This window comes from Micromonospora fulviviridis (assembly GCF_014648395.1).
Classification (GTDB): domain Bacteria; phylum Actinomycetota; class Actinomycetes; order Mycobacteriales; family Micromonosporaceae; genus Micromonospora; species Micromonospora fulviviridis.
Genome location: NZ_BMRA01000005.1, coordinates 255,329 through 279,099, shown reverse-complemented (window position 1 = coordinate 279,099; position 23,771 = coordinate 255,329). Strand labels below are relative to the sequence as shown.

Below are 23,771 nucleotides of genomic sequence, written 5' to 3'. Positions count from 1 at the left end.
CTCCCGGGTCGGGGACGGCGTGCCGGCGGCGGCCGACGTCCCGATCGTCACACGGCCGGACCGCCCCGGACCACGGGGACGCCCCGGACATTCGCCGCCCCGGGATCTCAGGGTGGGGTCAGGGTCGGGTCCTGAGGACGCTCGGGCGGCCGGGGCAGCAGGATCGGAGGCATGACCGAGGACGCTGCCCGTCCGCCCCGCCCCGGGGCGGCAGCACAGGACGGGCCACCGCCACCCCCGCCGGGGCCGGCGCCCACCGCCGCCGACGCCGCGGCGCCCCCACCGGCCGGCTCCACCCCGCCGCCGGGCGCGCCGCCCACGGGCGACGCGCCGTTCGCCGACCCGCCACCCGCCGGGTACGCCCCACCGCCCGGCGGCGCCGGCTTCACCTCCCGGTACGGGCTGGTACGCCCCCGGGAGGGCCGCTACCTGGCCGGCGTCTGCGCGGCGATCGGCCGGGCCACCAACACCGACCCGGTGCTGTGGCGGGTGCTCCTGGCGGTGCTGGGCTTCTTCGGCGGCATCGGCATCCTGGTCTACGTCACCGCGTGGCTGATCATCCCCGGTGAGGGCGACACCGCCTCGCCGGTGGAGTCGATGCTCGGCCGGGGCCGATCCAGCATGTCCCCGATCACCGTGATCGTGCTCAGCATCGTGGTCGCGGTCGGCTTCGGCTACGTCGTCACCAACGGCTTCCGGGCCATCCTGCTCGGCGCGGTGATCCTGATCGGCGGCGCGCTGCTGCTCAACCGCGACCAGCGCGGCCCGGCCCGGATGGCGCCCGGTGCGCCTTCCGGCCCGCCGCCGGGCCCGGTGCCCCCGGTGGCCTGGCCGGCCCCGCCGGCCGCCGCGCCCGCCCCCGACGTGCCGGCCGCCGCCGGGCCGGTCCCGCCACCGGCAGCCCCGTCGGCACCCTGGTCCGGCGCGCCGGCCGAGGCCGTGTCGTGGTCCGGCGAGCCGCCGGTCACCGGCCCGCCGGCGGCACGGACCGAGCCGGGCTACCCCCCGGCCACCCGACCGGAGCCGGGCTACCCGCCCACCCGGCCCGAGCCGGGCTACCCGCCGGCCGCACGGCCCGAGCCGGGCCACCCGGCCGCGCCGGTCTCCGCCGCCGGCTGGCCCGCGGCGACCGCCGCCCGCCCGGCCTGGTCCGAGCCGGAGCCCACCGTGGCATTCCCGCCCGCCGTCCCGGGCAGCCGGCCCGGCGAGGCATGGCCGGTCACCGAGCCGGCCCCGGCGTGGTCCGCCGCACCGACCACGGGCCTCCCGAGCGGCGAGCCCGCCGCCGTGCCGCCGCCCGCCCCGATGGGCGCGCCGCTGCCGCCGGGCGGCTACCGGCCGCCGTTCGCCCCGCACGGCCCGTACGCCGGGTCGGCCCCGCCCGCCCCGCCGCCGCCGGCCCGCCCGGCCCGGCCGCCGAAGCGGCCGAAGGAGCGCTCCGCGCTCGGCGCGGTCACCTTCTCGCTGATCTTCCTGGCGCTGGGCGTGGTGGCGATGCTCGACCTGCTCGACGTCTTCCCCGTCGGCGCGGCCGGCTACTTCGCGGCGGTGCTGGCCACCATCGGCCTCGGGCTCCTGGTGGGCACCTGGTTCGGCCGGGCCCGCTGGCTGATCGCACTCGGTCTGGTGACCGCGGCGGCGCTCGGCATCGCCACCGTCGCCGACTCGTACGACCGGGTCCGCGGTATCGACGGCAACGTCACGTGGGCCCCGGCCGACTACCGCGACCTGGCCGACCGGTACGAGAACAACTTCGGCGACGCCGTGCTCGACCTGCGCAACGTCGACTTCGACAAGAAGGACACCCAGGTGACCGTCGCGGTCAACTTCGGCAAGGCGACGGTGGTCGTGCCGCCGAACGTCGACGTCACCACGGTGGCCGACGTCAACGCTGGTGACGCCACCGTCTTCGGCCGGCGCACCGGCGGGCTGAACGGCCGCCAGTGGGAGAACACCGACCTCGGGCCGGACGGTCGCGGCGGCGGCTCGCTGCGCCTGCTGGTCCACGTGAACGCCGGAAACCTGGAGGTGACCCGGTGAAGGCTCACCGCACCGACATCGTGTCGTTCGCCTTCGGGCTGGCCTTCCTCGGGCTGTCCGCCTGGTGGCTCCTGGCCCGGATCCTGGGGCTGGCGCTGCCTCCGGTGGGCTGGTTCCTGGCCGGCGCACTGATCCTGATCGGACTCCTCGGGCTCGTCGGCGCGCTGCGCTCGGGCCGCCACCCGGAGCCGGAACCGGCGGAGGCCACCGTGTCCGCCCCCTACGAGGCGGGCCCGCCGGCCGCCTCCGCTCCGGCCGGCGAGGAGGCGGACGAGTGGGCCACCGACGCGGTGACCGACGCCCCGCTCGCCGCGCGGGAGGACCGCCCGTTCGACGAGGAGCCACGCTGGTCACCGGGCCCGCCGAACGTCCTGGACGAGCCGGCGACCCGCGAACTGTCCCCGATCGAGCCGGCCGAGCCCGTGACCCGCGAGCTGCCGGCCGCGGAGGGCGAGCCGGACGGCGGGGCCGGGTCGGTCACCCGCGAGCTGCCGGCCGCCACCGACGAGCCGGAAACGGACGGACCGGCCACCCGCGAACTGCCGGCGGTCGACGAGGGCGCGGAGCGGCCGGGAGGCGGTCCGCGTACCGGCGGGGACGGGCCGGGCTGACCGCGACGGTGCGGCACGCCGACAGTGCCGCCTATGCTGGCTGGTGGAGATCTCGCCTCCGTCGGCCGGCCCACGCGTGGCGTCCCGGTCGCGGCCGGGGCGCCCGGTCGGCCGGGTCGCCCGGGTGGTCCCGCCTTCCGTCTCTACCTCGTCAGGAGCCCGTCCGAGATGACCCAGTCCCCCGCCGTGCGCGTCACCGGCCCCGCCGGTGCGGTCCGCGCCGGCGAGCGCGCCGCCCGTACCCTCGTCAGCGAGTTCGCCCGGCGTAACGACGCGAAGGCCGGCCTGCTGGTCGGCGCGACCCCGGAGTCCGCGGTGCTGGCCGCGGCGATCGAGGCGCTGCTCCCCGGCGACCGGCTCACCGTCGTGCCGGCGGAGGGCGCCTCCGCCGCCGCGCTCCGCGCGCACGTGACGGCCCAGGGTCGCTGGGTCGCCGACCGGGTACGCGTGGTCGACACCCTCGCCGAGGCGGACGCCGCCGCCGTGGTGGTCGCGGCCGAACCGTTCACCGGCACCGCCGAGGACGCCCGGACGGCGATCGACGGGCTGGCGAAGTACCTCGCCGAGGGCGGCGTGCTGAGCGTGGCCGCGCCGCTGTTCCGCACCGAGGGCGCCGGGGCCGAGCTGGACCGGCAGGGGGTGCTGCACGGCGTCCGCACCGACCTGGTCCTGCGCAACACCCCGCCGGTACGCGTGCACCACCTGCGCTTCACCGCGGCGCCGGCCGCGCTGGCCGCCTCGCTCTCCCCGGCGTACCGGCCGTCGAGCGTGCCGCTGACCCGGGGCATGCACATCGACTCCAACGGGGTGGCCGCGGCCGGCATCACCCTCGGCCTGGCCGCGCTGGCCCGGGCCGCCCGGCCGAAGTCCAAGCTCTGGCTGCTGCCGGCGCTGGCCGCCGCCCCGGTGGCCGCGTTCTTCCGGGACCCGGAGCGGGACGTGCCGGAGGACCCGTCGGCCGTGGTCGCCTCGGCGGACGGTCAGGTCCTCTCGGTGCAGCGGCTGCACGACGAGCGCTTCGGCGACGGGGAGTGGCTGCGGATCGCCGTCTTCCTGTCCGTGCTGGACGTGCACGTCAACCGCTCGCCGGTGGCCGGCAAGGTGGTCGACTACTTCGTCGCCGACGGCGGCTTCGTCAACGCCATGAAGCCGGACGCCGAGCACAACGTGGCGGCGTACACGGTGCTGGACACCGACCACGGCACGGTCGTCGTGGCGCAGCGGACCGGGCTGATCGCCCGCCGGATCGTGCAGCGGGCGCCGGTCGGCTCGCTGCTGGCCCGGGGTGAGCGCTTCGGCCTGATCCGGTTCGGCTCGCGCACCGACGTCTACCTGCCGGCCGACGCCGCCGAGCCGCTGGTCGGGCCGGGCGACAAGGTCGTCGGCGGCTCGACGGTCATCGCCCGCTGGAGCTGATCCCGGGGAGGGACGCGAAAAGGGGCGCCGCTCTCGCGGCGCCCCTTTTCGGTGGTACGGGTCAGGCGGTGCGGCGCTGGTGCAGCCACAGCAGCGGGCCGCTGACCAGGTAGCCCACCACCACGAGGGCGAAGGTGAGCCGGATGTCGACCAGCGCGCCGACCACCGGGGCCAGCCAGAGCCACGGCGGCAGCTTCACCAGCCGGGCGAGCTTCGCGTAGGGGAAGCTGGACACCATGGCGAAGGCGAGCAGCGCCACGCCGGCGACCATGACGAGGCCGGAGACCGGCAGCCCGATCGCCACGGTCAGGGCCAGCACGGCGGCCGCCATGGTGGTCGGCACGCCGCAGAAGAACCGGCCGTCCTTGGGCGAGACGTTGAACCGGGCGAGCCGGATCGCGGCGCAGGCCGCCACCAGGGCGCAGGCGACCGCGGCGGCCGCCGGCGGCACCGAGCCGGCCAGCGAGGCGTAGACCACGACCGGGGCGGCGAGGCCGAACGAGCACATGTCGGCCAGCGAGTCCATCTGCGCGCCGAACGGGCTGGCCACGTTGAGCTTGCGGGCCAGCGCCCCGTCGAGGCCGTCGAACGCGACGCAGGCGATCAGGCAGAGCGCCGCGACCCGGACCTCGCCCTGCATGGCCAGGAAGATCGCCAGCATGCCGAGCATGAGGCTGCTCAGGGTGCAGGCGTTGACCAGCGCGAACTTGGCCCGGCGGGCGGCGGTGCGCTCGCCCGGCAGCAGCGGGATCGACATCGCCGGCGACTCGTCGACCGGCGCTGCCGGGCCGAGCGCCGGGCTGACCGGCATGACGGCCTCGACCTCGGCGTCGTACCGCCCGTAGCGGCGACGCTGGCGGTCGGACCAGCGGTGGTCGGGGGTGACCAGGTCGGTCCCGGTGACGGCGGCGCCGTCCCGGCGGCCCACCCGGACCAGCAGCACCTGGCGGGCGAACGTGCTGCTGCGGCGCAACCGGCCCGCCCAGCGACGCCCTGCGGGGCGCGGACTGTCAGTCGTACGACGCCGGCGCCATGGGGCTCTCGGCACGTTTCCTCCATCACCGGATCGGGTGACCGCCTCGCGGGCGGGTGTCCGGCTGTCTCGTGCCGGACCTTTCGGGCCCGGCAGCCCATTTGCGGAGTACACCATTGCACAGGGGATAGGGGATTGGCGATAGCTGCCGGCGGTACTTATAACTCGCTTAACCGCGCGAACCGCTCACTTATTCCCATCTCGGGCCTCAACGCCCGTTTTCGTCGGCCAATCCCACCTACCGACTGTACCGGAGGCGGCCCACGGTGGCTCGGTGAGCGGGCGTCAGCTCCCCCGATGTCCGGTTGCCCGGGCCGCCACCTCGGTCATCCGCAGGCCGCTGACCTGCTCGGGAGCGAACCAGGCCGCCCGGGCGGTGGAGCCTCCGGCGAGTTCGGTCACCACCGCCTCGGTCGGGACGTCCACCCGCACCCGGTAGATCACCCGCACGCCGTGCCAGTCCAGTGGCCGCCCCTCCGGGCCGAGCGCGGCCGGGTTGTGCAGGTTGTCCACGGCCATGAGGTCGACCACCCGGCCGAGCTGGCCGGCCTCCTCGACCAGTTCGCGGAGCAGGCCGGTCGCGGGCTGCTCGCCGTGGTCGGTGCCACCGCCGGGCAGGTGCCACTTCCCGGCCCCCGGGTAGCCGTCGGCGATCATGGTGAGGAGGACCCGCCCGGCCGGGTCGGTGACCAGCCCGTACGCGGCGAAGCGCTGCCGCCGGTCGGCGGGTGGGACGGCGGGCCCGGGCGGCAGCGCCCGGGGCAGGTCCGCCGGCAGCGGCGACACCGGCACCCCGAGCAGCTCGGCGGTGAACAGCATCAGCGGTACGGCCGCCGCCTCGTCCGGGGTGAACCAGCCCAGCTCGTCGCTGCCGCCGGCCGGCTCGGGCCGGAGCTCACCGCCGCGCGCCTCGACCTCGAAGACCAGCCGGTCGGTGTGCACCGCGACACCGTCGGTCGGGAAGACGGCCACGTCGGCAACCGCGGCCCGGACGGCACCGGCGGCGACGACCAGCCCGGTCTCCTCGGCGAACTCACGCTCGACGGCCCGCGCCGGATGCTCGGCGTGCTCGATCCCGCCTCCCGGCAGCTGCCACACCCCCGGATAGGGACACCCGTCGGACCCCCGCGCCAGCAACACCCGCCCGCGCCCGTCCCGCAAGACCCCGTAAGCCCCGATCCGCCGCCGCTCCTCCACCCGCACCCACTCCCACCCCGTCGACTCCGTCGATCATGAGGTTAGCGGCACCGGGACGGACATTTCACACCGTTAACCTCATGATCAACGGCGCCAGGCGAGGGTGGGGCGAGGCGAGGCGGCCGGGTCAGATCAGGTGGGCAGCGTGGACTGCTTCGGCCGTCACCTCGGTGAGGCGGTCGGTCGGGAGGGCGCCCAGTTCCTCGCGGCGGAACCAGCGGGCCTCGCAGGTGGAGCCGCCGACGTCGGCCACCGTGGGCGGGGCGGGCTGGTCGACGACCACCCGGTAGAAGGCGCGTACGCCGTGCCAGTCGATCGGGTAGCCCTCCGGGCCCAGCGAGGCGGCGTCCCGGTGGCTGGCCACCCCGAGCAGCTCGACGAGGCGGCCGGTCTGCCCGGTCTCCTCGACCAGTTCCCGGATCAGCGCGGCGCCCGGCTGCTCGCCGTAGTCGGTGCCGCCGCCGGGCAGGTGCCAGCAGCCGGCGCCCGGGTAGCCGTCGGAGACACGGGTGAGCAGCACCCGCTCCTCCGGGTCGGTCACCACGGCGTACGCGGCGAAGCGCTGCGCCCGGTGCAGCCCGTCCGGGCCGGGGACGGCGTAGAACGAGGGGAACTCGGGGACCTCCTCCGGCACGACGTCGTCGGTGGCGGTCGGCAGGCCCAGGGCACGCGCGGTGAACGAGCGCAGCGGCAGCTCCCGGGCCTCGTCGAGGGTGAACCAGCGAGCCAGGTCGGTGGGGCGGTCGACCCGGTCGGCGAGCGTCCCGCCCCGCACCGAGACCGTGTAGAGCAGCCGGTCGGTGTGGATCGTGATGCCGCGCTCGGGCAGCGCCCGCATGTCGGCGAGGACGTCCTGGAGGGCGGCGACGGCGACCGAGAGCCCGGTCTCCGCGGCGGTCTCCCGGACGACGGTGTGCTTGGGGTCCTCACCGTGGTCGACCGCCCCGCCGGGCAGCGACCAGATGCCGGGGGTGCCGGAGCGCTCCGATGCGCGGACCAGCAACACTCGGCCGTCTGAATCAGCACAAACTGCGTATGCCGCGATCCTGCGGAGCGGCTCCAGCAAGGTGGTCACGGGAGGAAATTCTCCCCGGATGCGGTTACCGGCATCGAAAAGAGTCAGATTCCTGACTCTTGGCTGGCGCCTCAGGGACGCGTCAGGGTAGGAGTCCGGGCGGTCACCGAGGTCGCCCGCCGGCCCGCGCGGGACCGTGGACGCATGACCTCCACGCACCCCTCCCAGGCCCCGTACAAGCAGCTCCGCCGGCCGGTCACCGACCGGATGGTCGCCGGCGTGGCCAGCGGCCTCGGCCGCTACTTCGCCGTCGACCCCACCCTCGTGCGGGTGGCCTTCGCGGTGGCGACCCTGCTCACCGGCGGGCTCGCCGCGCTGGCGTACCCGATCATGTGGTTCCTGATGCCCGAGGAGCCGGCGGGCGCGCCCGCCTGGCCGCATCCCCCGGGCACCGCGCCCGGCTGGCCGCCGGTCCCGCCGGCGGCGCAGGGTCCGCACGCGGCGCCACCCACGCCGGAGCCCGCGCCCCGGCCGGCGCCTCAGCCGCCGACGCCGCCGGCGGCCTGACCCGCCGTCACTCCCACTCGATGGTGCCCGGCGGCTTGCTGGTCACGTCCAGGACCACCCGGTTGACCTCGGCGACCTCGTTGGTGATCCGGGTGGAGATCCGGGCCACCACCTCGTAGGGCAGCCGGGACCAGTCGGCGGTCATCGCGTCCTCGCTGGAGACCGGGCGCAGCACCACGGGATGCCCGTAGCTGCGCCCGTCGCCCTGCACGCCGACGCTGCGCACGTCGGCCAGGAGCACCACGGGGAACTGCCAGACGCCCCGGTCGAGGCCGGCGGCGGTGAGCTCCTGCCGGGCGATCAGGTCGGCCTTGCGGAGCACGGCGAGGCGCTCCTCGTCGACCGCGCCGATGATCCGGATGGCCAGGCCCGGACCGGGGAACGGGTGCCGCCAGACCATCGCCTCGGGCAGCCCCAGCTCCAGGCCGAGCGTGCGGACCTCGTCCTTGAACAGCGTGCGCAGCGGCTCGACCAGGGCGAACCTCAGGTCCTCCGGCAGCCCGCCGACGTTGTGGTGGCTCTTGATGTTGGCGGTGCCGGTGCCGCCGCCGGACTCCACCACGTCCGGGTAGAGGGTGCCCTGCACCAGGAACTCGACGTCGCCGTGCGCGGCGATCTCCCGGGCGGCGGCCTCGAAGACCCGGATGAACTCCCGGCCGATGATCTTGCGCTTCTGCTCGGGGTCGGTCACCCCGGCCAGCGCGCCGAGGAACCGCTCGCGGGCGTCGACCACCTTGAGCTTGATGCCGGTGGCGGCGACGTAGTCCTTCTCCACCTGCTCGGCCTCACCCGCGCGGAGCAGGCCGTGGTCGACGAAGACGCAGGTGAGCTGGTCACCGACGGCCTTGTGCACCAGCGCCGCGGCGACCGCCGAGTCGACCCCGCCGGACAGGCCGCAGATGACCTCCTTGTCGCCGACCTGCTCCCGGATCCGGGCCACCTGCTCGTCGATGATGTTCTCGGGCGTCCAGGTCGGCTCGATGCCGGCGATCTCGTGGAGGAAGCGGCTGAGCATCTCCTGGCCGTGCGCCGTGTGCCCGACCTCGGGGTGGAACTGCACCCCGGCCCGCCGGCCGGCCAGGTCCTCGAACGCGGCGACCGGCGCGCCCGCCGACTCGGCGGTGACCGCGAAGCCGGCCGGCGCCTCCGTGACGCAGTCGCCGTGGCTCATCCAGACCGGCAGGTCGTCGGGGAGGTCGCGGAGCAGCACGCCGGCCTCCGGGCGGGCGTGCAGCGGGGTGCCGCCGTACTCCCGGTTGCCGGTGCGCGCCACGGTGCCACCGAGCGCCTGGGCCATGGCCTGGAAGCCGTAGCAGATGCCGAAGACCGGGACACCGGCGTCGAACATCCCGGCGTCGATCTGCGGGGCGTCCGGCGCGTAGACGCTGGACGGGCCGCCGGACAGGATGATCGCGGCCGGGTTCTTGGCCAGCATCTCGGACACCGGCATGGAGTGCGGGACGATCTCCGAGTAGACCCTCGCCTCCCGGACGCGGCGCGCGATGAGCTGGGCGTACTGGGCTCCGAAGTCCACCACGAGGACGGGGCGAGGCGTGCTCATGTGCAGCAAGCCTACCGACAGTCACCGCCGGCGCGGGCCGCGCCCCGGTGTGTCGTGCGCCGCCCTGCTCAGGGGCGCAGCGCGGCGGGGGCGTGGGCGGGGACGGCGGGCTGCTTCGGGGCCACCGGGGCGAGCCGGCGGTAGGGCGCACCGAGCGGCGGGCGGGGGTCCTCCTCCCCCTTGTTGGGCCAGAACGACATGGCCCGCTCGGCCTGGGCGGTGATCGTCAGCGACGGGTTGACGCCCAGGTTCGCCGAGACCGCCGCGCCGTCCACCACGTGCAGCCCCGGGTGGCCGTGAACCCGGTGGTACGGGTCGATCACCCCGCGCTCCGGGCCGTCGCCGATCACCGCGCCGCCGAGGATGTGCGCGGTCATCGGGATGTTGAACGGCTCGGTGACCGCTCCGCCGGGCGTGCCGTCGATCTCCTCGGCGAGCAGCCGGACCGCCTCGTTGCCGGCCGGGATCCAGGTCGGGTTGGGCGCGCCGTGCCCCGGCCCGGAGACCAGCTGGCGGCCGAACCGGCCGCGGCGGTAGTGGGTGGTGAGGGAGTTGTCGGCCGACTGCATGACCAGGGCGATCACGGTGCGCTCGGACCAGCCGCGTACCGAGAGCATCCGGGCGGCCAGCGCGGGCTGCCGGACGATGCTGCCCAGCCAGCGCCGGATCCGGTGCGGGCCGCCGTCGACCAGCAGCGACTGGAGCAGCCCCATGGCGTTGGAGCCCTTGCCGTAGCGGACCGGCTCGATGTGGGTCTGCGGGTCGGGGTGGAACGAGCTGGTGATCGCCACCCCCTCGGTGAAGTCGAGGCCGCGACGCCGGGCCTGGCCGGGCCCGACCGAGGCGCCGAGGATGGCCTCCGAGTTGGTCCGGGTCAGCTCGCCGAGCCGGGGCGACAGGTGGGGCAGCGCGCCGCTCGCCTTCATCTCGTGCAGCAGCCGCTGGGTGCCCAGCGCGCCGGCCGCGAAGACCACCTGGCCGGCGTGGATCACCTGGCGGCGCTTGCGTACCCAGGCGCCGGTGCGCTCGGTGTGCACCTCGTAGCCGCCCCCGGCGGCGGGGCGTACGGCGGTCACCGTGGTCAGCGGGTGGACCTGCGCGCCGAGCCGCTCGGCCAGCCAGAGGTAGTTCTTGACCAGGGTGTTCTTCGCGCCGTGCCGGCAGCCGGTCATGCACGAGCCGCAGTGGCTGCATCCCGTCCGGTCCGGCCCGACCCCGCCGAAGTACGGGTCGGGCACCCGCTCGCCGGGGCGGCCGATGTGCACGCCCACCGGTGTCGCGTGGAAGGTGTGCCCCACCCCCATCCGCTCGGCCACCGCCCGCATGGCCCGGTCCGCCCCGGTGTCGATCGGGTACGTGGTGACGCCGAGCATCCGCTTCGCCTGGTCGTAGTGGCGGGCCAGTTCGTCGCGCCAGTCGGTGATGTCCCGCCACTGCGGGTCGGCGTAGAATGCGTCGAGCGGTTCGTAGAGCGTGTTCGCGTAGACCAGCGAGCCGCCGCCCACCCCGGCGCCGGCGAGCACCAGGACCCCGCCGCCGGTCTTCCGGTCGGCCGAGCGGAGCAGGGTGATCCGCTGGAGGCCGTAGCAGCCGAGCTTCGGGGCCCACAGGAAGCGCCGGGCCCGCCAGGAGGTGCGGGGGAACTCGTCGTCGGCGAAGCGCCGGCCGGCCTCCAGGACACCGACGGTGTACCCCTTCTCGGCCAGCCGGAGCGCCGTGACGCTGCCGCCGAATCCGGAACCGATGACGACCACGTCGTACCGCATGCACGCATCATTACCGACGGGTAGCTATAGCGCCAGCGAGAGTTTTTCGCAGATCATGCAGAGCGCTCGATGACACGGGACTCCCGCTGGTGCAACCCACGGCCCGCTGTCGCGCGTCGAGTGGAGGACGGGGGAGGGAGACCACGATGACGCGACGACGATGGCTCTTGGGGCTGGCCGCCCTGGTGGCCGTGGTGCTGGTCGCCGCCGGCGCGGTGGTGACCACGCGGCTGGTCTCCCGCCCGTCACCCGGACCGGTCGCCGGCCCGGCCACACCGAGCCCGTCCACCGCCGCGCCGACCACCCCGGCCCCGGTCACCTCCAGCCCCACCCCGCCGCCCGGCGCCGACCTGAAGGGGCCGCTCAACCTGCTGCTGGTCGGGGTGGACACCAGGGTCAGCGTGCCGGGCTGGGAGCCGCACGCCGACGCCGTGCTGGTGCTGCACGTGCCGGCCGGGCTGGGCCGCGCGTACCTCTTCTCGCTCCCCCGCGACCTGGTGGTCGACATCCCGGCCTACCCGAAGGCCGGCTACCCGGGCGGCCGCACCAAGCTCACCCACGCCATGAGCTACGGCAGCCGGGTCCCCGGCGACAAGGCGCACCCCAGCACCGCCCAGGGGTACGAGCTGCTGCGCACCACGGTCAGCCGGTACACCGGGCTGCGCATCGACGCCGGCGCGGTGCTCACCTTCTTCGGCTTCGACCGGCTGGTCGACGCGCTTGGCGGGGTGGACCTCTACGTCGACCAGCGGGTCGCCTCGATCCACCGGCGCCCCGACGGGCAGTACCGGCAGCACACGGGAAGCGGATACGTCGGGCCGCAGATGGTCTACGAGAAGGGCACCCGGCACCTCAACGGCTGGCAGGCGCGGGACTACGCCCGGCAGCGCTACATCGCGGGTGGCGACTACGCCCGGCAGCGCCACCAGCAGCAACTGATCCGAGCGCTGGCCCTCAAGATCCTGAGCCAGGGGATCGCCCGGGACCCGGACCGGGTCGAGCAGGTGGTCCGCACTCTCGGCAAGACCATGGTGTACGTCGGAGGCGGCCGGCGGCTGATCGACTTCGCGTACGCCCTGGGTGGCCTGCCAGCGGAGAAGTTCGTCCTGGTCGGCCTTCCCGGCGACGGGGTGGGCAGCGGCAGCTCCTACCGGGGCGAGCAGCTGCGCCCGGTGGGCCGGCAGTTCTTCGCCGCCCTGCGCGGCGGCGACGCCGACGCCTTCCTCGCCGCGCACCCCGCGCTGCGGGTGAAGAACTGACTCAGAGCGGCTTCGGGGCCGGCGGGCGGTCGGTCCCGTAGAGCCAGGCGTCGAAGAGCTTGCCGAGCTTCCTGCCGGAGACCCGCTCGGCGAGCGCCACGAACTCGTCGGTGCTGCCGTTGCCGTTCTTCTTCTCCGCCGCCCAGGTACGCAGGATCGTGAAGAAGGCGCTGTCGCCGACCGCCACCCGCAACGCGTGCACGGTCATCCCGCCCCGGTCGTAGACCGACCGGCCGAACAGGTTCGCCACCCCCGGCTTCCCCGGCGGGGTACGCCAGACCTGGCTCGACGCGGTCGCGTACTTCTGCTCGAAGGTGTGCTGGACGGTCGACTCCCCGGCGTGCTCGGCCCAGAGCCACTCGGCGTACGTGGCCAGCCCCTCGTTGAGCCAGATGTCCTGCCAGCGCTGGAGCGAGACGCTGTCGCCGTACCACTGGTGGGCCAGTTCGTGCGCGACCACGCCGGTGTTGTCGCCCTGCCGGAAGAACCCGGCCGAGTAGACCGGCCGGCTCTGCGTCTCCAGCGCGTACCGGATCCGGTCGTCGGCGACCACCACCCCGCCGTACGCGTCGAACGGGTACGGCCCGAAGATGCTCTCCAGGTAGTCGGCCACCTCGACGGTCCGCGCGACGGACCGGTCCGGCGCGCCCTCGGCCACCTGGACGGTGACCGCGCTGTAGACCGGCCGTCCCTTGTGCTCGCCGGTGGTGACCCGGAACTTCCCGATCGCCACCATGGTCAGGTAGCTGGCCATGGGGGCGCCCTCGGACCAGCGCCAGGTGGTCCAGTCGCCCGTGGTGCTCCGCCCCTTCGGGACCCCGTTGCTGACCGCCGTGAGCCCCTTCGGCACGGTGATCTCGAAGTCGTAGGTGGCCTTGTCGGAGGGGTGGTCGTTGACCGGGTACCAGGTGCTCGCCGACTCCGGCTGGCCGAGCGCGATCGCCCCGTCGGCGGTGTGCAGCCAGCCGCCCTCGCCGAGCACGTCGTTGTCCAGCGCGGCCGGCCGGCCGTCGTAGCGGATCTCGGCGACGAAGCCGTTGCCCGAGGTGAGGCCGGTGGCCGGGGTGACGACCAGTTCGTCGGCGGTGCGGGTGTGGCCGGCCTTCGCCCCGTCCACGGTGACCGACCGCACGGTCAGCCCGGCCAGGTCCAGGTTGAACGCCGACAGGTCGGCCGTCGCCGTGGCCCGCACGGTGGTCGTGCCGGCGAGCCGGTCGGTCGCCGGGTCGTAGCGCACCTTGACCGTGTAGTGGGCGACGTCGTAGCCGCCGTTGCCGTAGCTCGGGAAGTAGGAGTCGCCGGCGCCGGGCGCCCCGGGCGCGAAGCTGCGCTCGGCCGTCGGGCCGGGGGCGGTGAGCGCCGGCGTCGACCGGTCCGGCTCGGTCGCACCACAGCCGGCGAGCAGCAACGCTCCGCAGGTCAGCAGCCCGAGCCGTCGTCGTCCGCCGCGCCGCGCCATCGCCTCGATCCCTTCCGGAGCAGAACCGTGGCGGCCCTGCCCGGGGCCGCTCCGCCCGCGGCAGCCTACCCAGGAACGATCACGTCCGCGTCACGGCAGGGCCGGCGCGGTCGCCCCGACCAGCCAGGCGTCGAACAGCGCGCGCAGCGGCTTCCCGGCCGTCCGCTCGGCGTACCCGACGAAGTCGGCGGTGGTGGCGGTGCCGTCCCGCCGCTCGGCCAGCCAGCCGCTCAGGATGCGGAAGAAGGTCGCGTCGCCCACCGCGCGGCGCAGCGCGTGCACGGCGAGCGCGCCGCGCTGGTAGACCGCGTCGCCGAACATCGCGGCCCGGCCCGGGTCCACCGAGGGCTTGCTCCAGTCGGTGACCGCGTACCGGTCGGCGAAGGCCCGCTCGACGGTGCGCCCGCCGTCGTGCTCCGCCCAGAGCCATTCCGCGTACGTGGCGAAGCCCTCGTTGAGCCACAGGTCGCTCCACCGGGCCACCGAGACGCTGTCACCGAACCACTGGTGGGCCAGCTCGTGCGCGACCACCTCGGTGTTCGGCCGGGTGCCCCGGAAGAACCCCGGCCCGTAGACCGGCCGGGACTGGGTCTCCAGCGCGTACCGGATCCGGTCGTCGGCCACCACGATCCCGCCGTACGCGTCGAACGGGTACGGCCCGAAGCGGCCGGCCAGGAAGTCGACGATCTCGCCGGTGCGGGCCACCGAGGCGGCGGCCGGCCCGTCCGGGGGCAGCGCGGCGGCGACGGCGGTGACGATCGGTTTCCCGGCGTGGGTGCCGGTCGTGACCCGGTAGTCACCGATGACCAGGGTGGACAGGTAGCTGGCCATCGGGCTGCCCTCGGACCAGCGCCAGGTGGTCCAGCCGTCCTTGGTCTGCTTCCCCTCCGGCACCCCGTTGCTCAGCGCGGCGAGCCCGTCCGGAACGGTCACCTCGATGTCGTAGGTGGCCTTGTCGGAGGGGTGGTCGTTGACCGGGTACCAGGTGCTCGCCGACTCCGGCTGGCCCAGCGCGATCGCCCCGTCCGGGGTGGCCTGGAAGCCGCCGTCGCCCAGCTCGGCGCTGGGCAGCGGGTGCGGCACCCCGCCGTAGGTCACGGCGACGGTGAACCGCTGCCCGGCCGGCAGGCCGTGTTCCGGGGTGACGACCAGCTCGGCGCCGTCGCGCCGGTGCCTGGCCGGGGCGCCGTCGACGCGTACCCGGTCGACGGTCAGGCCGGCCAGGTCGAGCTGGAACCGGGACAGGGCCTTCGTGGCGGTGGCGGTCAGCACGGCCTCGCCGGTGAGCCGGTCGTCGGCCGGGTCGTAGCGGACCTTCAGCGCGTAGTGCCCGACGTCGTAGCCGCCGTTGCCGGCCCCCGGCACGTACGGGTCCCCCACGTCGGCGGCGCCCGGACGGAACCGCTCGTCGTCGTCCCCGGTGCAGCCGCCCGCCAGCAGCGCGACGGCGAGCGCCGCCACGCACCACCGTCGGCCCCGCGTCATCCGCCGAGCCTAGACGCGCGACGGCGCGGGTGGGACCGGAATCCACACCCGCGCCGTCGGCCGTCACCCGGGTCAGCGGTCGAGGACCAGGCCGACCTTCTGGAACTCCTTGAGGTCGCGGTAGCCGCACTTGGCCATCGCGCGGCGCAGCCCGCCGAAGAGGTTGAGCTGGCCGTCCGGCTCGTCGGCCGGGCCGAACAGCAGCTTCTCCATCGAGCCGAGCGGCTCGCCGGCCGCCTCGAACGCGCCGCGCGGCAGCGACGGGTGGCTGGCGGCCGAGTGCCACCAGGCGCCGCCGGCCGGGGCCTCCTCGCAGAGCGACAGCGGCTCGCCGAGCATCACGGCGTCGGCCCCGCAGCCGAGCGCCTTGGCGATGTCGCCGGAGGTCTGCATGTCGCCGTCGGCGATCAGGTGCACGTACCGGCCGCCGGTCTCGTCGAGGTAGTCGCGGCGGGCCGCGGCGGCGTCGGCGATGGCGGTGGCCATCGGCACCCGGATGCCGAGCACCGACTCGGTGGTGGACCAGTCGTCGCCGCCGATGCCGACGATGACGCCGGCCGCGCCGGTGCGCATCAGGTGCAGCGCGGTCTTGTAGTCGGTGCAGCCGCCGACGATGACCGGCAGGTCGAGGTCGGCGATGAACTCCTTGAGGTTCAGCGGCTCGTCGGTGGTGGAGACGTGCTCGGCGGAGACGATGGTGCCCTGGATGACCAGGATGTCCACGCCGGCGTCGAGGATCACCGGGGCGAGCGCCAGGGTGTGCTGCGGGGAGACCCGGACGGCCACCGTGCCGCCGCCGGCCCGCAGCTCGCGGACCCGCTCGGCGATGAGGTCGGGGCGGATCGGCTCCGCGTAGACCTCCTGGAGCCGCTTGGTGGTCCGGGCGTCCTCGTCCAGGCCGGCCAGCTCCTCCAGCACCTTGGCCGGGTTCTCGTAGCGGGTCCAGAGGCCCTCGACGTTGAGCACGCCGAGGCCGCCGAGCTGGCCGAGGCGCACCGCCGAGGAGGGGCTCATGGTCGCGTCGGAGGGGTGCCCGACGCAGGGGATGCCGAACTGGTAGGCGTCGAGCTGCCACGCGGTGGAGACGTCGTCGACGTCCCGGGTGCGGCGGCTCGGCACGATGGCGATGTCGTCCAGGTGGTAGCCGCGCTGCGCGGTCTTGCCCAGCCCGATCTCGACCACGTCACGCATGGGGGACTCCTGGTGGTTGGGGGTGGTGGGTCAGCGGGAGTGGTAGTTGGGCGCCTCGACGGTCATCTGGATGTCGTGCGGGTGGCTCTCCTTGAGGCCGGCCGCGGTGATCCGGATGAGCTGGCCGCGCCGGTGCAGCTCGGGGATGCTCTCGGCGCCGACGTAACCCATGGCGGCGCGGAGCCCGCCGGTGAGCTGGTGGGCGACCTGGGCGAGCGGGCCCCGGTAGGGCACCTGGCCCTCGACGCCCTCGGGGACCAGCTTGTCCTCGGCGAGCACGTCCTGCTGGAAGTAGCGGTCCTTGGAGTAGGACTTGCCCTGGCCCCGCGACTGCATCGCGCCGAGCGAGCCCATCCCCCGGTACGCCTTGTACTGCTTGCCGTTGATGAAGATCAGCTCGCCCGGGCTCTCCTCGCAGCCGGCCAGCAGGCTGCCGAGCATCACCGTGTCGGCGCCGGCCACCAGGGCCTTGGCGATGTCGCCCGAGTACTGGATGCCGCCGTCGCCGATCACCGGCACGCCGGCCGGGCGGGCCGCCCGGGACGCCTCCATGATCGCGGTGATCTGCGGGACGCCCACCCCGGCCACGATCCGGGTGGTGCAGATGGCGCCCGGGCCGACGCCCACCTTGATGCCGTCGGCGCCCGCGTCGACCAGCGCTTTGGCACCCGCGTAGGTGGCGATGTTGCCGCCCACGATGTCGATGGCGACGTCCTTCTTGAGCCGGGCGACCATCTCCAGCACGGCCCGCTGGTGGCCGTGCGCGGTGTCCACGATGAGCACGTCCACCCCGGCGTCGACCAGGGTGCGGGCCCGCTTGTACGCGTCCTCGCCGACACCCACCGCGGCGGCGACCCGGAGGCGGCCGGCGGAGTCCTTGGTGGCGTTCGGGTACTGCTCGCTCTTGGTGAAGTCCTTGACGGTGATCAGCCCGCGCAGCTTGCCGGCCTCGTCGACGATCGGCAGCTTCTCCACCTTGTGGCGGCGCAGCAGGTCGAGGGCCTCGTCCTTGCTCACCCCGACCGGGGCGGTGATCAGCGGGGTACGGGTCATGATGTCGCGGACCGGGGTGGCCGGGTCGGAGACGAAGCGCATGTCGCGGTTGGTCACGATGCCGACCAGCTCGCCCTGCCGGTCGACCACCGGCACGCCGGAGATGCGGTAACGGCCGCAGAGCGCGTCGACCTCGCGGAGCGTGTCGTCCGGGCTGGCGGTCACCGGGTTGGTGATCATGCCGGACTCGGAGCGCTTGACCAGGTCGACCTGGAGCGCCTGGTCCTCGACGGAGAGGTTGCGGTGCAGCACGCCGATGCCACCCTGGCGGGCCATGGCGATCGCCATCCGCGCCTCGGTGACGGTGTCCATGGCGCTGGACAGCAGCGGGACGTTCAGCTCGATGCGGCGGGTGAGCATGGTGCGGGTGTTCACCCGGCTCGGCACCACGTCCGACTCGCCCGGCTGGAGGAGCACGTCGTCGAAGGTCAGCCCGAGCGGCACCACCCGGGCCGAGCCGGCGGGCAGCTCGGGCAGATGGCCGCCCAGCTCACCGCCGTCGCGGCCGGCCGGGATCTCGGTGCTGGGCGAATTCTCCACGATTGCTCCCCATGAGCTGGTCGGGCGGGCTGCAGCGAGGCGGCGCGCGCGGGCACCGGCGCACGCCGGCGTGACGGCGCGTCGCTTCATCGTACCCATTGAGCTGCGCAGCCCCCGGCAGCGGCGGGCCCGGGTAGGCGGCGCCACAGGGAGCGCCGGGGGCGGACTTTCCGGGGGCTCGGGGACTACGGTGAGGGGGTGCACGACGAGCCCATCGACCCGTTCAACGGCGACCCGGCCGATCCGGCTGCCGGCCTGCACGACCCGCGCGAGGCCGACCCGCTCGATCCCCTGACCGAGGTCGAGCGGCAGGACGTCCTGGAGGACCTCGCCGACCTGGAGATCTACCAGGCCCTGCTCCAGCCCATCGGGGTCCGCGGCCTGGTCATCGAGTGCGAGGACTGCCGCGAGCCGCACTACTTCGACTGGGACCTGCTCCGGGGCAACCTGCGCCACCTGCTCAACTCGGGGCGGCCCCGGGTGCACGAGCCGGCCTACGACCCCGATCCGGACCACTACGTGAGCTGGGACTACGCCCGCGGCTACGCGGACGGTGTGCACGACACCCTCACCGAGGGCACCGACGACTCCGCCGAGGACTGACCGGCCGGCTCAGGCGACCAGGCCGGCGCGGAAGCCGGCGGCCACGGCGTGCGCCCGGTCGCGCGCGCCGAGCTTGCGGAACAGCCGGCGGGCGTGCGTCTTGACCGTGTCCTCCGAGACGAACAGCTCCCGCCCGATCTCCGCGTTGCTCTTCCCCTCGGCCATGCCGAGCAGCACCTGAAGCTCACGCTCCGTGAGCCCGATGGCGCTGCGCGGGCTGCGCGCCGGCCGCTGCGGGCCACCCGCCTGCGCCGGCTCCGCCTCGGCCGCGGCCGGGTCGGCGGCGTCCTCGCCGCGCTGCACCGGCACGACGGTGGGCGCCCCACCGGGGCCCTCCGCCGGGCCCGCCGGCCACGCCGCCCCGGCCGGGGTACGCCCCGGCGCGGCCGACCGGGCCGGTCCGCCGACCGCCGCGGCGTCCCGGGCCGGGTCGGTGACCCGGTGCCGGTTCGTCCGCCCGGGGGCGGAGAGCAGCAGCAGCGCCTTCGCGACCGCGCTGGTCAGGTCGTGGTCGGCGTTCTGGATGAGGCCGCGCGCCCCGGCGCTGATGGTGGCGGCGGCCGCCTCCGACTCCTCGGCGCCGAGCAGCAGCACCGCGGCCTGCGGGGCGCGGGCGAGCACCCGGCGGACGAAGCCGGCGCTGTCCGGCCGGGTGAGGGCGGTGTCGGCGAGCACCACGTCGACCGGGCGCTCGGCGAGCCGAAGCATCACCTCGGGATCGGAGACGGCCGTCCGGAGCACGCCGGCCAGCCCGAGCCGCGCCGCCGCGGAGGTCAAATGCTGGGCTGCGAGTGGTGTCCGAACGCACACGAGAACGCTACGCACAGTGGTCTCCTCTCCGCCTCAGAGCAGACCACGGCGGGGTGTGCTGGGGAGGAGGTTCCGGGCAATCATCCGAACTTTTCTGGCAGATGGGGCATATGCCGCCGACTGTCCGAGCTTTTCGATCACACATGTGTGAGCGCGGGAAAGCCCGGGTACCGAGGGGTCAGTCCGGAACCGGTGTCCCGCGCGGATCGCCGCCCGGTAGGAGCTGGCCACGAGGATTTCCGCGGTGCCGCGCGGGAGGAGGGGTGCTGATGTCGAACGTACGCAGACTGCCCGGACCCATTGTCGACCTGTGGGACTGGCAGCGGCTCGGTGCCTGCCGTGGGCGCGACAGCGCGCAGTTCTTCCACCCCGACGGCGAGCGGGGCTCGTCGCGGTTGCGCCGCGAGTCCGGCGCCAAGGCCGTCTGCCGTGCCTGCCCGGTACGCGCCGAGTGCGCCGCGCACGCCCTCTCGGTCCGCGAGCCGTACGGCGTGTGGGGCGGGTTCAGCGAGTCGGAGCGGCTGCGGCTGCTCGCCCTCGGCTGGGAGGACCTCGCCGACCGCCGGCAGACCCGGGTGGACATCGCCCGGCTGGAGGCCCGCCTGGGCCGGCCGCACAAGTCGGCTGTCCCGGACCAGCGCAAGATCGCCTGACCGGTTCCACCCAGACCACTGAACGCCGCGCCCGGAGCCCCCGGGCGCGGCGTCGTGTCCGGCCCCGACCTCAGCCCACCGTCACGGTGACGGTGTGCCAGCCGGTGGCGCCGTCGGGCGCGACCGGGCGACGCCGCTCCGGCTGGGTCTCCCCGCCGGCATCGGTGGCCCGGACCTGGAGCGTGTGCTCGCCCGGGCCGGCATCCCAGCGCCACGACCACTGCACCCAGGTGTCCACCGAGGCCGTCGGGGCCAGCGTCGCCTCCTGCCAGGGGCCGCCGTCGACGCGTACCTCCACCCTGCGGATGCCGCGCTGCTGCGCCCAGGCCACCCCGGCGACCGTGACGGGGCCGGCGGTCAGCCGGTTGCGCGGCCGCGGCGTGTCGATCCGCGACTGCGTCTTGATCGGGCCCTGCGCCGACCACCCGCGCGGCACCCAGTACGCGTCGAAGTCCGCGAAGCTGGTCAGCTCCAGCTCGGTCACCCACTTGCACGCCGAGACGTACCCGTAGAGGCCGGGCACCACCATCCGCACCGGGAAACCGTGCTCGACCGGCAGCGGCTCACCGTTCATCCCGACCGCGAGCAGCGCGTCCCGCCCGTCCCGCAGCACAGCCGTGGGGGTGCCGCAGGTCCAGCCGTCGACCGAGCGGCCCACCACCTGGTCCGCGCCCTCCTCCGGCTGCGCCTCGTCCAGGAGTTCCCTGATCGGCACGCCCAGCCAGCGGGCGTTGCCCACGAGGTCCCCGCCCACCTCGTTGGAGACACAGGCCAGGGTCACGTAGCGCTCGACCATCGGCCGGGCGAGCAGGTCGTCGAAGCTCAGCTCGATCGGGTTGCGTACCCGGCCGTGGATGCGCAGCCGCCAGGTCTCCGGGTCCACCTGCGGCACCACCAGCGCGGTGTCGATCCGGTAGAACTCCCGGTTCGGGGTGACGAAGGGGGCGAGCCGGGGCAGCGACAGGTCGGCTCCTGCCGGCACCGGCGGGGCGGGCGCCACCGGAGTGGGCAGCTTCACCGCCTGCCGGGCCGCCGAGACGCCCCGCTGGCCGGCCAGCCAGTGCCCGCCCAGCCCCGCCACCGCCGCCGTACCGGCCAGCAGGCCGACGCCGCGCAGGAACCGGCGCCGCGACTCGTGGTCGCCGGTCTCCAGCGGCTCCCAGCCGGCCGGCGACTCGTCGGGCGCGAGCGCCGCGGGCACCGGAGGTGGCGTGGGCGAGGTGGGCGTGGGCGAGGTGGGCGTGGGCGACGTGGGCGTGGCCGGACCCGGCCGGTGCGCCGTTCCCGGCCCGACGTCCTCGGCCAGCGGGCCCGCCACGAAGGCCCAGAGGGTGACCGCACCGAGCCCGCCGCCGACCAGGGAGGGCAGCGCGTCGAAGGCGTCCGCGCCGGCCCGGGTCAGCGCGGCGGCCACCCCGAGGGCCGCGAACGCGGCGATGCCGGCCAGGCCGAGCCGGAGCCGACGGGCCGCCAGCACGCCGAGCAGCGCGGCGATCGCCGTCAGCAGCACCGCCGTGCCGACCAGCAGGGCGATCTTGTCGTACGTGCCGAAGACCGCGATGGCGAACTGCTTGAGCGGCTCGGGCACCGCGTCGACCACCAGCCCGCCGACCGCGATCAGTGGCGCGGAGCGGGGGCCGGTGAAGACGGCCACCGGTTCGGCGACGCCGATCGCGACGGCCGCGGCGGTGACCCCGGCCAGCGCGGCTCGACCGCGCGACATGCTGTTCACGGCGACCAGTGTCGTCGCCCGGAGCAGGCGTTCGCCAACTCCGTCAGCGTTCCGTAAGCAGATACGGGTCAGGGCACACCGCCGGATGGCGGTGTGCCCTGACGTCAGGCCGTACGGCGCGGGATCAGAAGCCCGGGCCGTGCTGGTGGCCGTGCCCGTGGCCGTGGCCGTGACCGGCGGCGGCCGGCTCGGCCTTCTCCGGCTTCTCCACCACGAGGCTCTCGGTGGTGAGCAGCAGGCCGGCGATCGACGCGGCGTTGGAGACCGCGTTGCGGGTCACCTTCACCGGGTCGAGGATGCCGGACTTGACCAGGTCGACGTACTCGCCGGTGGCGGCGTTGAGGCCGTTGCCCCATTCCTGGCCGGCGACCTTCTGCACCACCACGTAGCCGTCGTGACCGGCGTTCTGGGCGATCCAGCGCAGCGGCTCGACCAGCGCCTTGCGCACGATCGAGACGCCGACCTTCTCCTCACCGGTGAAGCCCAGGTCGTCGTCGAGCACCGGCAGGATCTGGGCCAGGGCGGCGCCGCCGCCCGGGACCGTGCCCTCCTCGACCGCGGCCTTGGTCGCCGAGATGGCGTCCTCGATGCGGTGCTTGCGCTCCTTCATCTCGACCTCGGTGGCCGCGCCGACCTTGATCACCGCGATGCCGCCGGAGAGCTTCGCCAGCCGCTCGGCCAGCTTCTCCCGGTCCCACTCGGAGTCCGAGGCCTCGATCTCCTTGCGGATCTGGGCGACCCGGTCGGCGACCTCGGCGGCCTGGCCGCCACCGTCGACGACCGTGGTGTTCTCCTTGTCGACCACCACGCGGCGGGCGGTGCCGAGCACCTCCAGGCCGACCTGGTCGAGCTTGTAGCCCAGCTCCGGCGCGACCAGCTCGGCGCCGGTCAGGATCGCCATGTCCTGGAGCATCGCCTTGCGGCGGTCACCGAAGCCGGGGGCCTTCACGGCGCAGACCTTGATGGTCTTGCGGATGGCGTTGACCACCAGCGTGGACAGGGCCTGGCCCTCGACGTCCTCGGCGATGATGAGCAGCGGCTTGTTGTTCTGGAGGACCTTCTCCAGCAGCGGCAGCAGCTCCTCGATCGCCGAGATCTTCTGCGTGGTGATCAGGATGTACGGGTCCTCCAGGACCGCCTCCTGCCCCTCCACGTCGGTGACGAAGTTCGGCGAGATGAAGCCCTTGTCGAACTGGAGACCCTCGGTCACCTCCAGCTCGGTGGTGAGGGCGGAGCCCTCCTCGACGGTGATGACACCGTCGCGGCCGACCCGCTCCATCGCCTCGGCGATCAGCTCGCCGATGGTGGCGTCCTGCGCGGAGATCGTCGCCACGTGCGCGATCGACTCCTTGTCGGCCACCTCGACGGCCCGGCCGAGCAGCGCCTCGGAGACCTTGGCGGCCGCCGCGTCGATGCCCCGCTTGAGGCCGGTCGGGTTGGTGCCGGCGGCCACGTTGCGCAGGCCCTCGCGGACCATGGCCTGGGCCAGCACGGTCGCGGTGGTGGTCCCGTCGCCGGCGACGTCGTTGGTCTTGGTCGCCACCTCCTTGACCAGCTGCGCGCCGAGGTTCTCGTAGGGGTTGGTGAGCTCGATCTCCTTGGCGATCGTCACGCCGTCGTTGGTGATCGTGGGCGCACCAAACTTCTTGTCCAGGACGACGTTGCGCCCGCGCGGGCCGAGAGTGACCTTGACCGCGTCCGCGAGGGCGTTGACACCGTGCTCCAGCAGGTGCCGGGCGTCGTCCGAGAAGCTCAGGATCTTCGCCATCTGTATCCCTTC

The 23,771-nt window shown here is 74.5% G+C and carries 18 protein-coding genes and 1 pseudogene; 7 read left to right on the top strand and 12 right to left on the bottom strand.

The features are described from left to right. Positions 1-171: 171 nt before the first annotated feature. The 3 genes and pseudogenes from IEY96_RS15475 to IEY96_RS15465 all read left to right on the top strand — a co-directional run bounded on the left by IEY96_RS15475 (position 172) and on the right by IEY96_RS15465 (position 4,067). Positions 172-2,040, top strand: coding sequence for a PspC domain-containing protein (locus tag IEY96_RS15475; RefSeq protein ID WP_189195497.1), 1,869 nt, complete (start codon positions 172-174; stop codon positions 2,038-2,040). Further along, positions 2,037-2,315: pseudogene (locus IEY96_RS33355) on the top strand (hypothetical protein); the annotation flags it as partial. The gene IEY96_RS15475 and the pseudogene IEY96_RS33355, both read left to right, overlap by 4 nt. 504 nt (positions 2,316-2,819) lie before the next feature. Continuing rightward, positions 2,820-4,067, top strand: coding sequence for a phosphatidylserine decarboxylase (locus tag IEY96_RS15465; protein ID WP_189195496.1), 1,248 nt, complete (start codon positions 2,820-2,822; stop codon positions 4,065-4,067). 61 nt (positions 4,068-4,128) lie between these two features. Here IEY96_RS15465 and IEY96_RS15460 read toward each other — a convergent pair whose 3' ends face one another. The 3 genes from IEY96_RS15460 to IEY96_RS15450 form a co-directional block, all read right to left on the bottom strand. After that, positions 4,129-5,040, bottom strand: coding sequence for a CDP-alcohol phosphatidyltransferase family protein (locus IEY96_RS15460; protein WP_189195495.1), 912 nt, complete (start codon positions 5,038-5,040; stop codon positions 4,129-4,131). A gap of 345 nt (positions 5,041-5,385) precedes the next feature. Beyond that, positions 5,386-6,297 carry an NUDIX hydrolase gene (locus IEY96_RS15455; RefSeq protein ID WP_189195736.1) on the bottom strand — a complete coding sequence of 304 codons (912 nt, stop codon included), beginning with the start codon at positions 6,295-6,297 and terminating at the stop codon, positions 5,386-5,388. A gap of 127 nt (positions 6,298-6,424) precedes the next feature. Further along, complete coding sequence (locus IEY96_RS15450) at positions 6,425-7,372, bottom strand: NUDIX domain-containing protein (RefSeq protein WP_189195494.1); 948 nt, start codon at positions 7,370-7,372, stop codon at positions 6,425-6,427. Between the two features lie 144 nt (positions 7,373-7,516). Here IEY96_RS15450 and IEY96_RS15445 point away from each other — a divergent pair, with 144 nt between their 5' ends. Then, a complete protein-coding gene (locus tag IEY96_RS15445) occupies positions 7,517-7,879 on the top strand; it encodes a PspC domain-containing protein (protein ID WP_189195493.1) in 363 nt (120 codons plus the stop codon). A 7-nt stretch (positions 7,880-7,886) separates the two neighbouring features. Here the strand turns inward: IEY96_RS15445 and guaA are convergent, their stop codons facing one another. Continuing rightward, a complete protein-coding gene (gene guaA / locus IEY96_RS15440; protein ID WP_189195492.1) occupies positions 7,887-9,440 on the bottom strand; it encodes a glutamine-hydrolyzing GMP synthase in 1,554 nt (517 codons plus the stop codon). A 68-nt stretch (positions 9,441-9,508) separates the two neighbouring features. Then, positions 9,509-11,206, bottom strand: coding sequence for an FAD-dependent oxidoreductase (locus IEY96_RS15435; protein WP_189195491.1), 1,698 nt, complete (start codon positions 11,204-11,206; stop codon positions 9,509-9,511). Between the two features lie 146 nt (positions 11,207-11,352). Between IEY96_RS15435 and IEY96_RS15430 the strand changes: the two genes are divergently transcribed. Further along, positions 11,353-12,465, top strand: a complete 1,113-nt coding sequence (locus IEY96_RS15430; RefSeq protein WP_189195490.1) for an LCP family protein — start codon at positions 11,353-11,355, stop codon at positions 12,463-12,465. A 1-nt stretch (position 12,466) separates the two neighbouring features. Here the strand turns inward: IEY96_RS15430 and IEY96_RS15425 are convergent, their stop codons facing one another. The 4 genes from IEY96_RS15425 to guaB form a co-directional block, all read right to left on the bottom strand. Then, positions 12,467-13,924, bottom strand: a complete 1,458-nt coding sequence (locus IEY96_RS15425) for a M1 family metallopeptidase (protein WP_189195489.1) — start codon at positions 13,922-13,924, stop codon at positions 12,467-12,469. 90 nt (positions 13,925-14,014) lie between these two features. Continuing rightward, positions 14,015-15,409, bottom strand: coding sequence for a M1 family metallopeptidase (locus IEY96_RS15420; protein ID WP_189195488.1), 1,395 nt, complete (start codon positions 15,407-15,409; stop codon positions 14,015-14,017). 72 nt (positions 15,410-15,481) lie between these two features. Beyond that, positions 15,482-16,600: a GuaB3 family IMP dehydrogenase-related protein gene (locus tag IEY96_RS15415; RefSeq protein WP_189195487.1), complete on the bottom strand. Its 1,119-nt coding sequence runs from the start codon at positions 16,598-16,600 to the stop codon at positions 15,482-15,484. Positions 16,601-16,630: 30 nt separating this feature from the next. After that, positions 16,631-18,193: an IMP dehydrogenase gene (gene guaB, locus IEY96_RS15410; protein WP_189195486.1), complete on the bottom strand. Its 1,563-nt coding sequence runs from the start codon at positions 18,191-18,193 to the stop codon at positions 16,631-16,633. Between the two features lie 198 nt (positions 18,194-18,391). Between guaB and IEY96_RS15405 the strand changes: the two genes are divergently transcribed. After that, a complete protein-coding gene (locus IEY96_RS15405; RefSeq protein WP_148429940.1) occupies positions 18,392-18,796 on the top strand; it encodes a DUF5319 domain-containing protein in 405 nt (134 codons plus the stop codon). A 9-nt stretch (positions 18,797-18,805) separates the two neighbouring features. Here the strand turns inward: IEY96_RS15405 and IEY96_RS15400 are convergent, their stop codons facing one another. Next, the gene (locus IEY96_RS15400; protein ID WP_189195485.1) at positions 18,806-19,621 is read right to left on the bottom strand and encodes a helix-turn-helix transcriptional regulator; all 816 of its coding nucleotides are present in this window, start codon (positions 19,619-19,621) and stop codon (positions 18,806-18,808) included. A gap of 254 nt (positions 19,622-19,875) precedes the next feature. On the opposite strand from IEY96_RS15400, the gene IEY96_RS15395 reads away from it, so the two are divergent. Continuing rightward, positions 19,876-20,259: a WhiB family transcriptional regulator gene (locus tag IEY96_RS15395; protein WP_091290851.1), complete on the top strand. Its 384-nt coding sequence runs from the start codon at positions 19,876-19,878 to the stop codon at positions 20,257-20,259. Between the two features lie 70 nt (positions 20,260-20,329). Here IEY96_RS15395 and IEY96_RS15390 read toward each other — a convergent pair whose 3' ends face one another. Further along, complete coding sequence (locus tag IEY96_RS15390) at positions 20,330-21,991, bottom strand: molybdopterin-dependent oxidoreductase (protein ID WP_189195484.1); 1,662 nt, start codon at positions 21,989-21,991, stop codon at positions 20,330-20,332. Between the two features lie 124 nt (positions 21,992-22,115). Then, positions 22,116-23,759, bottom strand: a complete 1,644-nt coding sequence (gene groL, locus IEY96_RS15385; protein ID WP_189195483.1) for a chaperonin GroEL — start codon at positions 23,757-23,759, stop codon at positions 22,116-22,118. Positions 23,760-23,771 lie beyond the last annotated feature (12 nt).

Bases quoted from the DNA above. Each gene is read 5' to 3' on its own strand.
- IEY96_RS15430 (WP_189195490.1), top strand. From the start codon at position 11,353: ATGACGCGACGACGATGGCTCTTGGGGCTGGCCGCCCTGGTGGCCGTG.
- IEY96_RS15415 (WP_189195487.1), bottom strand. From the start codon at position 16,600: ATGCGTGACGTGGTCGAGATCGGGCTGGGCAAGACCGCGCAGCGCGGC.
- IEY96_RS15395 (WP_091290851.1), top strand. From the start codon at position 19,876: ATGTCGAACGTACGCAGACTGCCCGGACCCATTGTCGACCTGTGGGAC.
- guaA (WP_189195492.1), bottom strand. From the start codon at position 9,440: ATGAGCACGCCTCGCCCCGTCCTCGTGGTGGACTTCGGAGCCCAGTAC.
- IEY96_RS15435 (WP_189195491.1), bottom strand. From the start codon at position 11,206: ATGCGGTACGACGTGGTCGTCATCGGTTCCGGATTCGGCGGCAGCGTC.
- IEY96_RS15425 (WP_189195489.1), bottom strand. From the start codon at position 13,924: ATGGCGCGGCGCGGCGGACGACGACGGCTCGGGCTGCTGACCTGCGGA.
- IEY96_RS15475 (WP_189195497.1), top strand. From the start codon at position 172: ATGACCGAGGACGCTGCCCGTCCGCCCCGCCCCGGGGCGGCAGCACAG.
- IEY96_RS15420 (WP_189195488.1), bottom strand. From the start codon at position 15,409: ATGACGCGGGGCCGACGGTGGTGCGTGGCGGCGCTCGCCGTCGCGCTG.
- IEY96_RS15445 (WP_189195493.1), top strand. From the start codon at position 7,517: ATGACCTCCACGCACCCCTCCCAGGCCCCGTACAAGCAGCTCCGCCGG.
- groL (WP_189195483.1), bottom strand. From the start codon at position 23,759: ATGGCGAAGATCCTGAGCTTCTCGGACGACGCCCGGCACCTGCTGGAG.
- IEY96_RS15465 (WP_189195496.1), top strand. From the start codon at position 2,820: ATGACCCAGTCCCCCGCCGTGCGCGTCACCGGCCCCGCCGGTGCGGTC.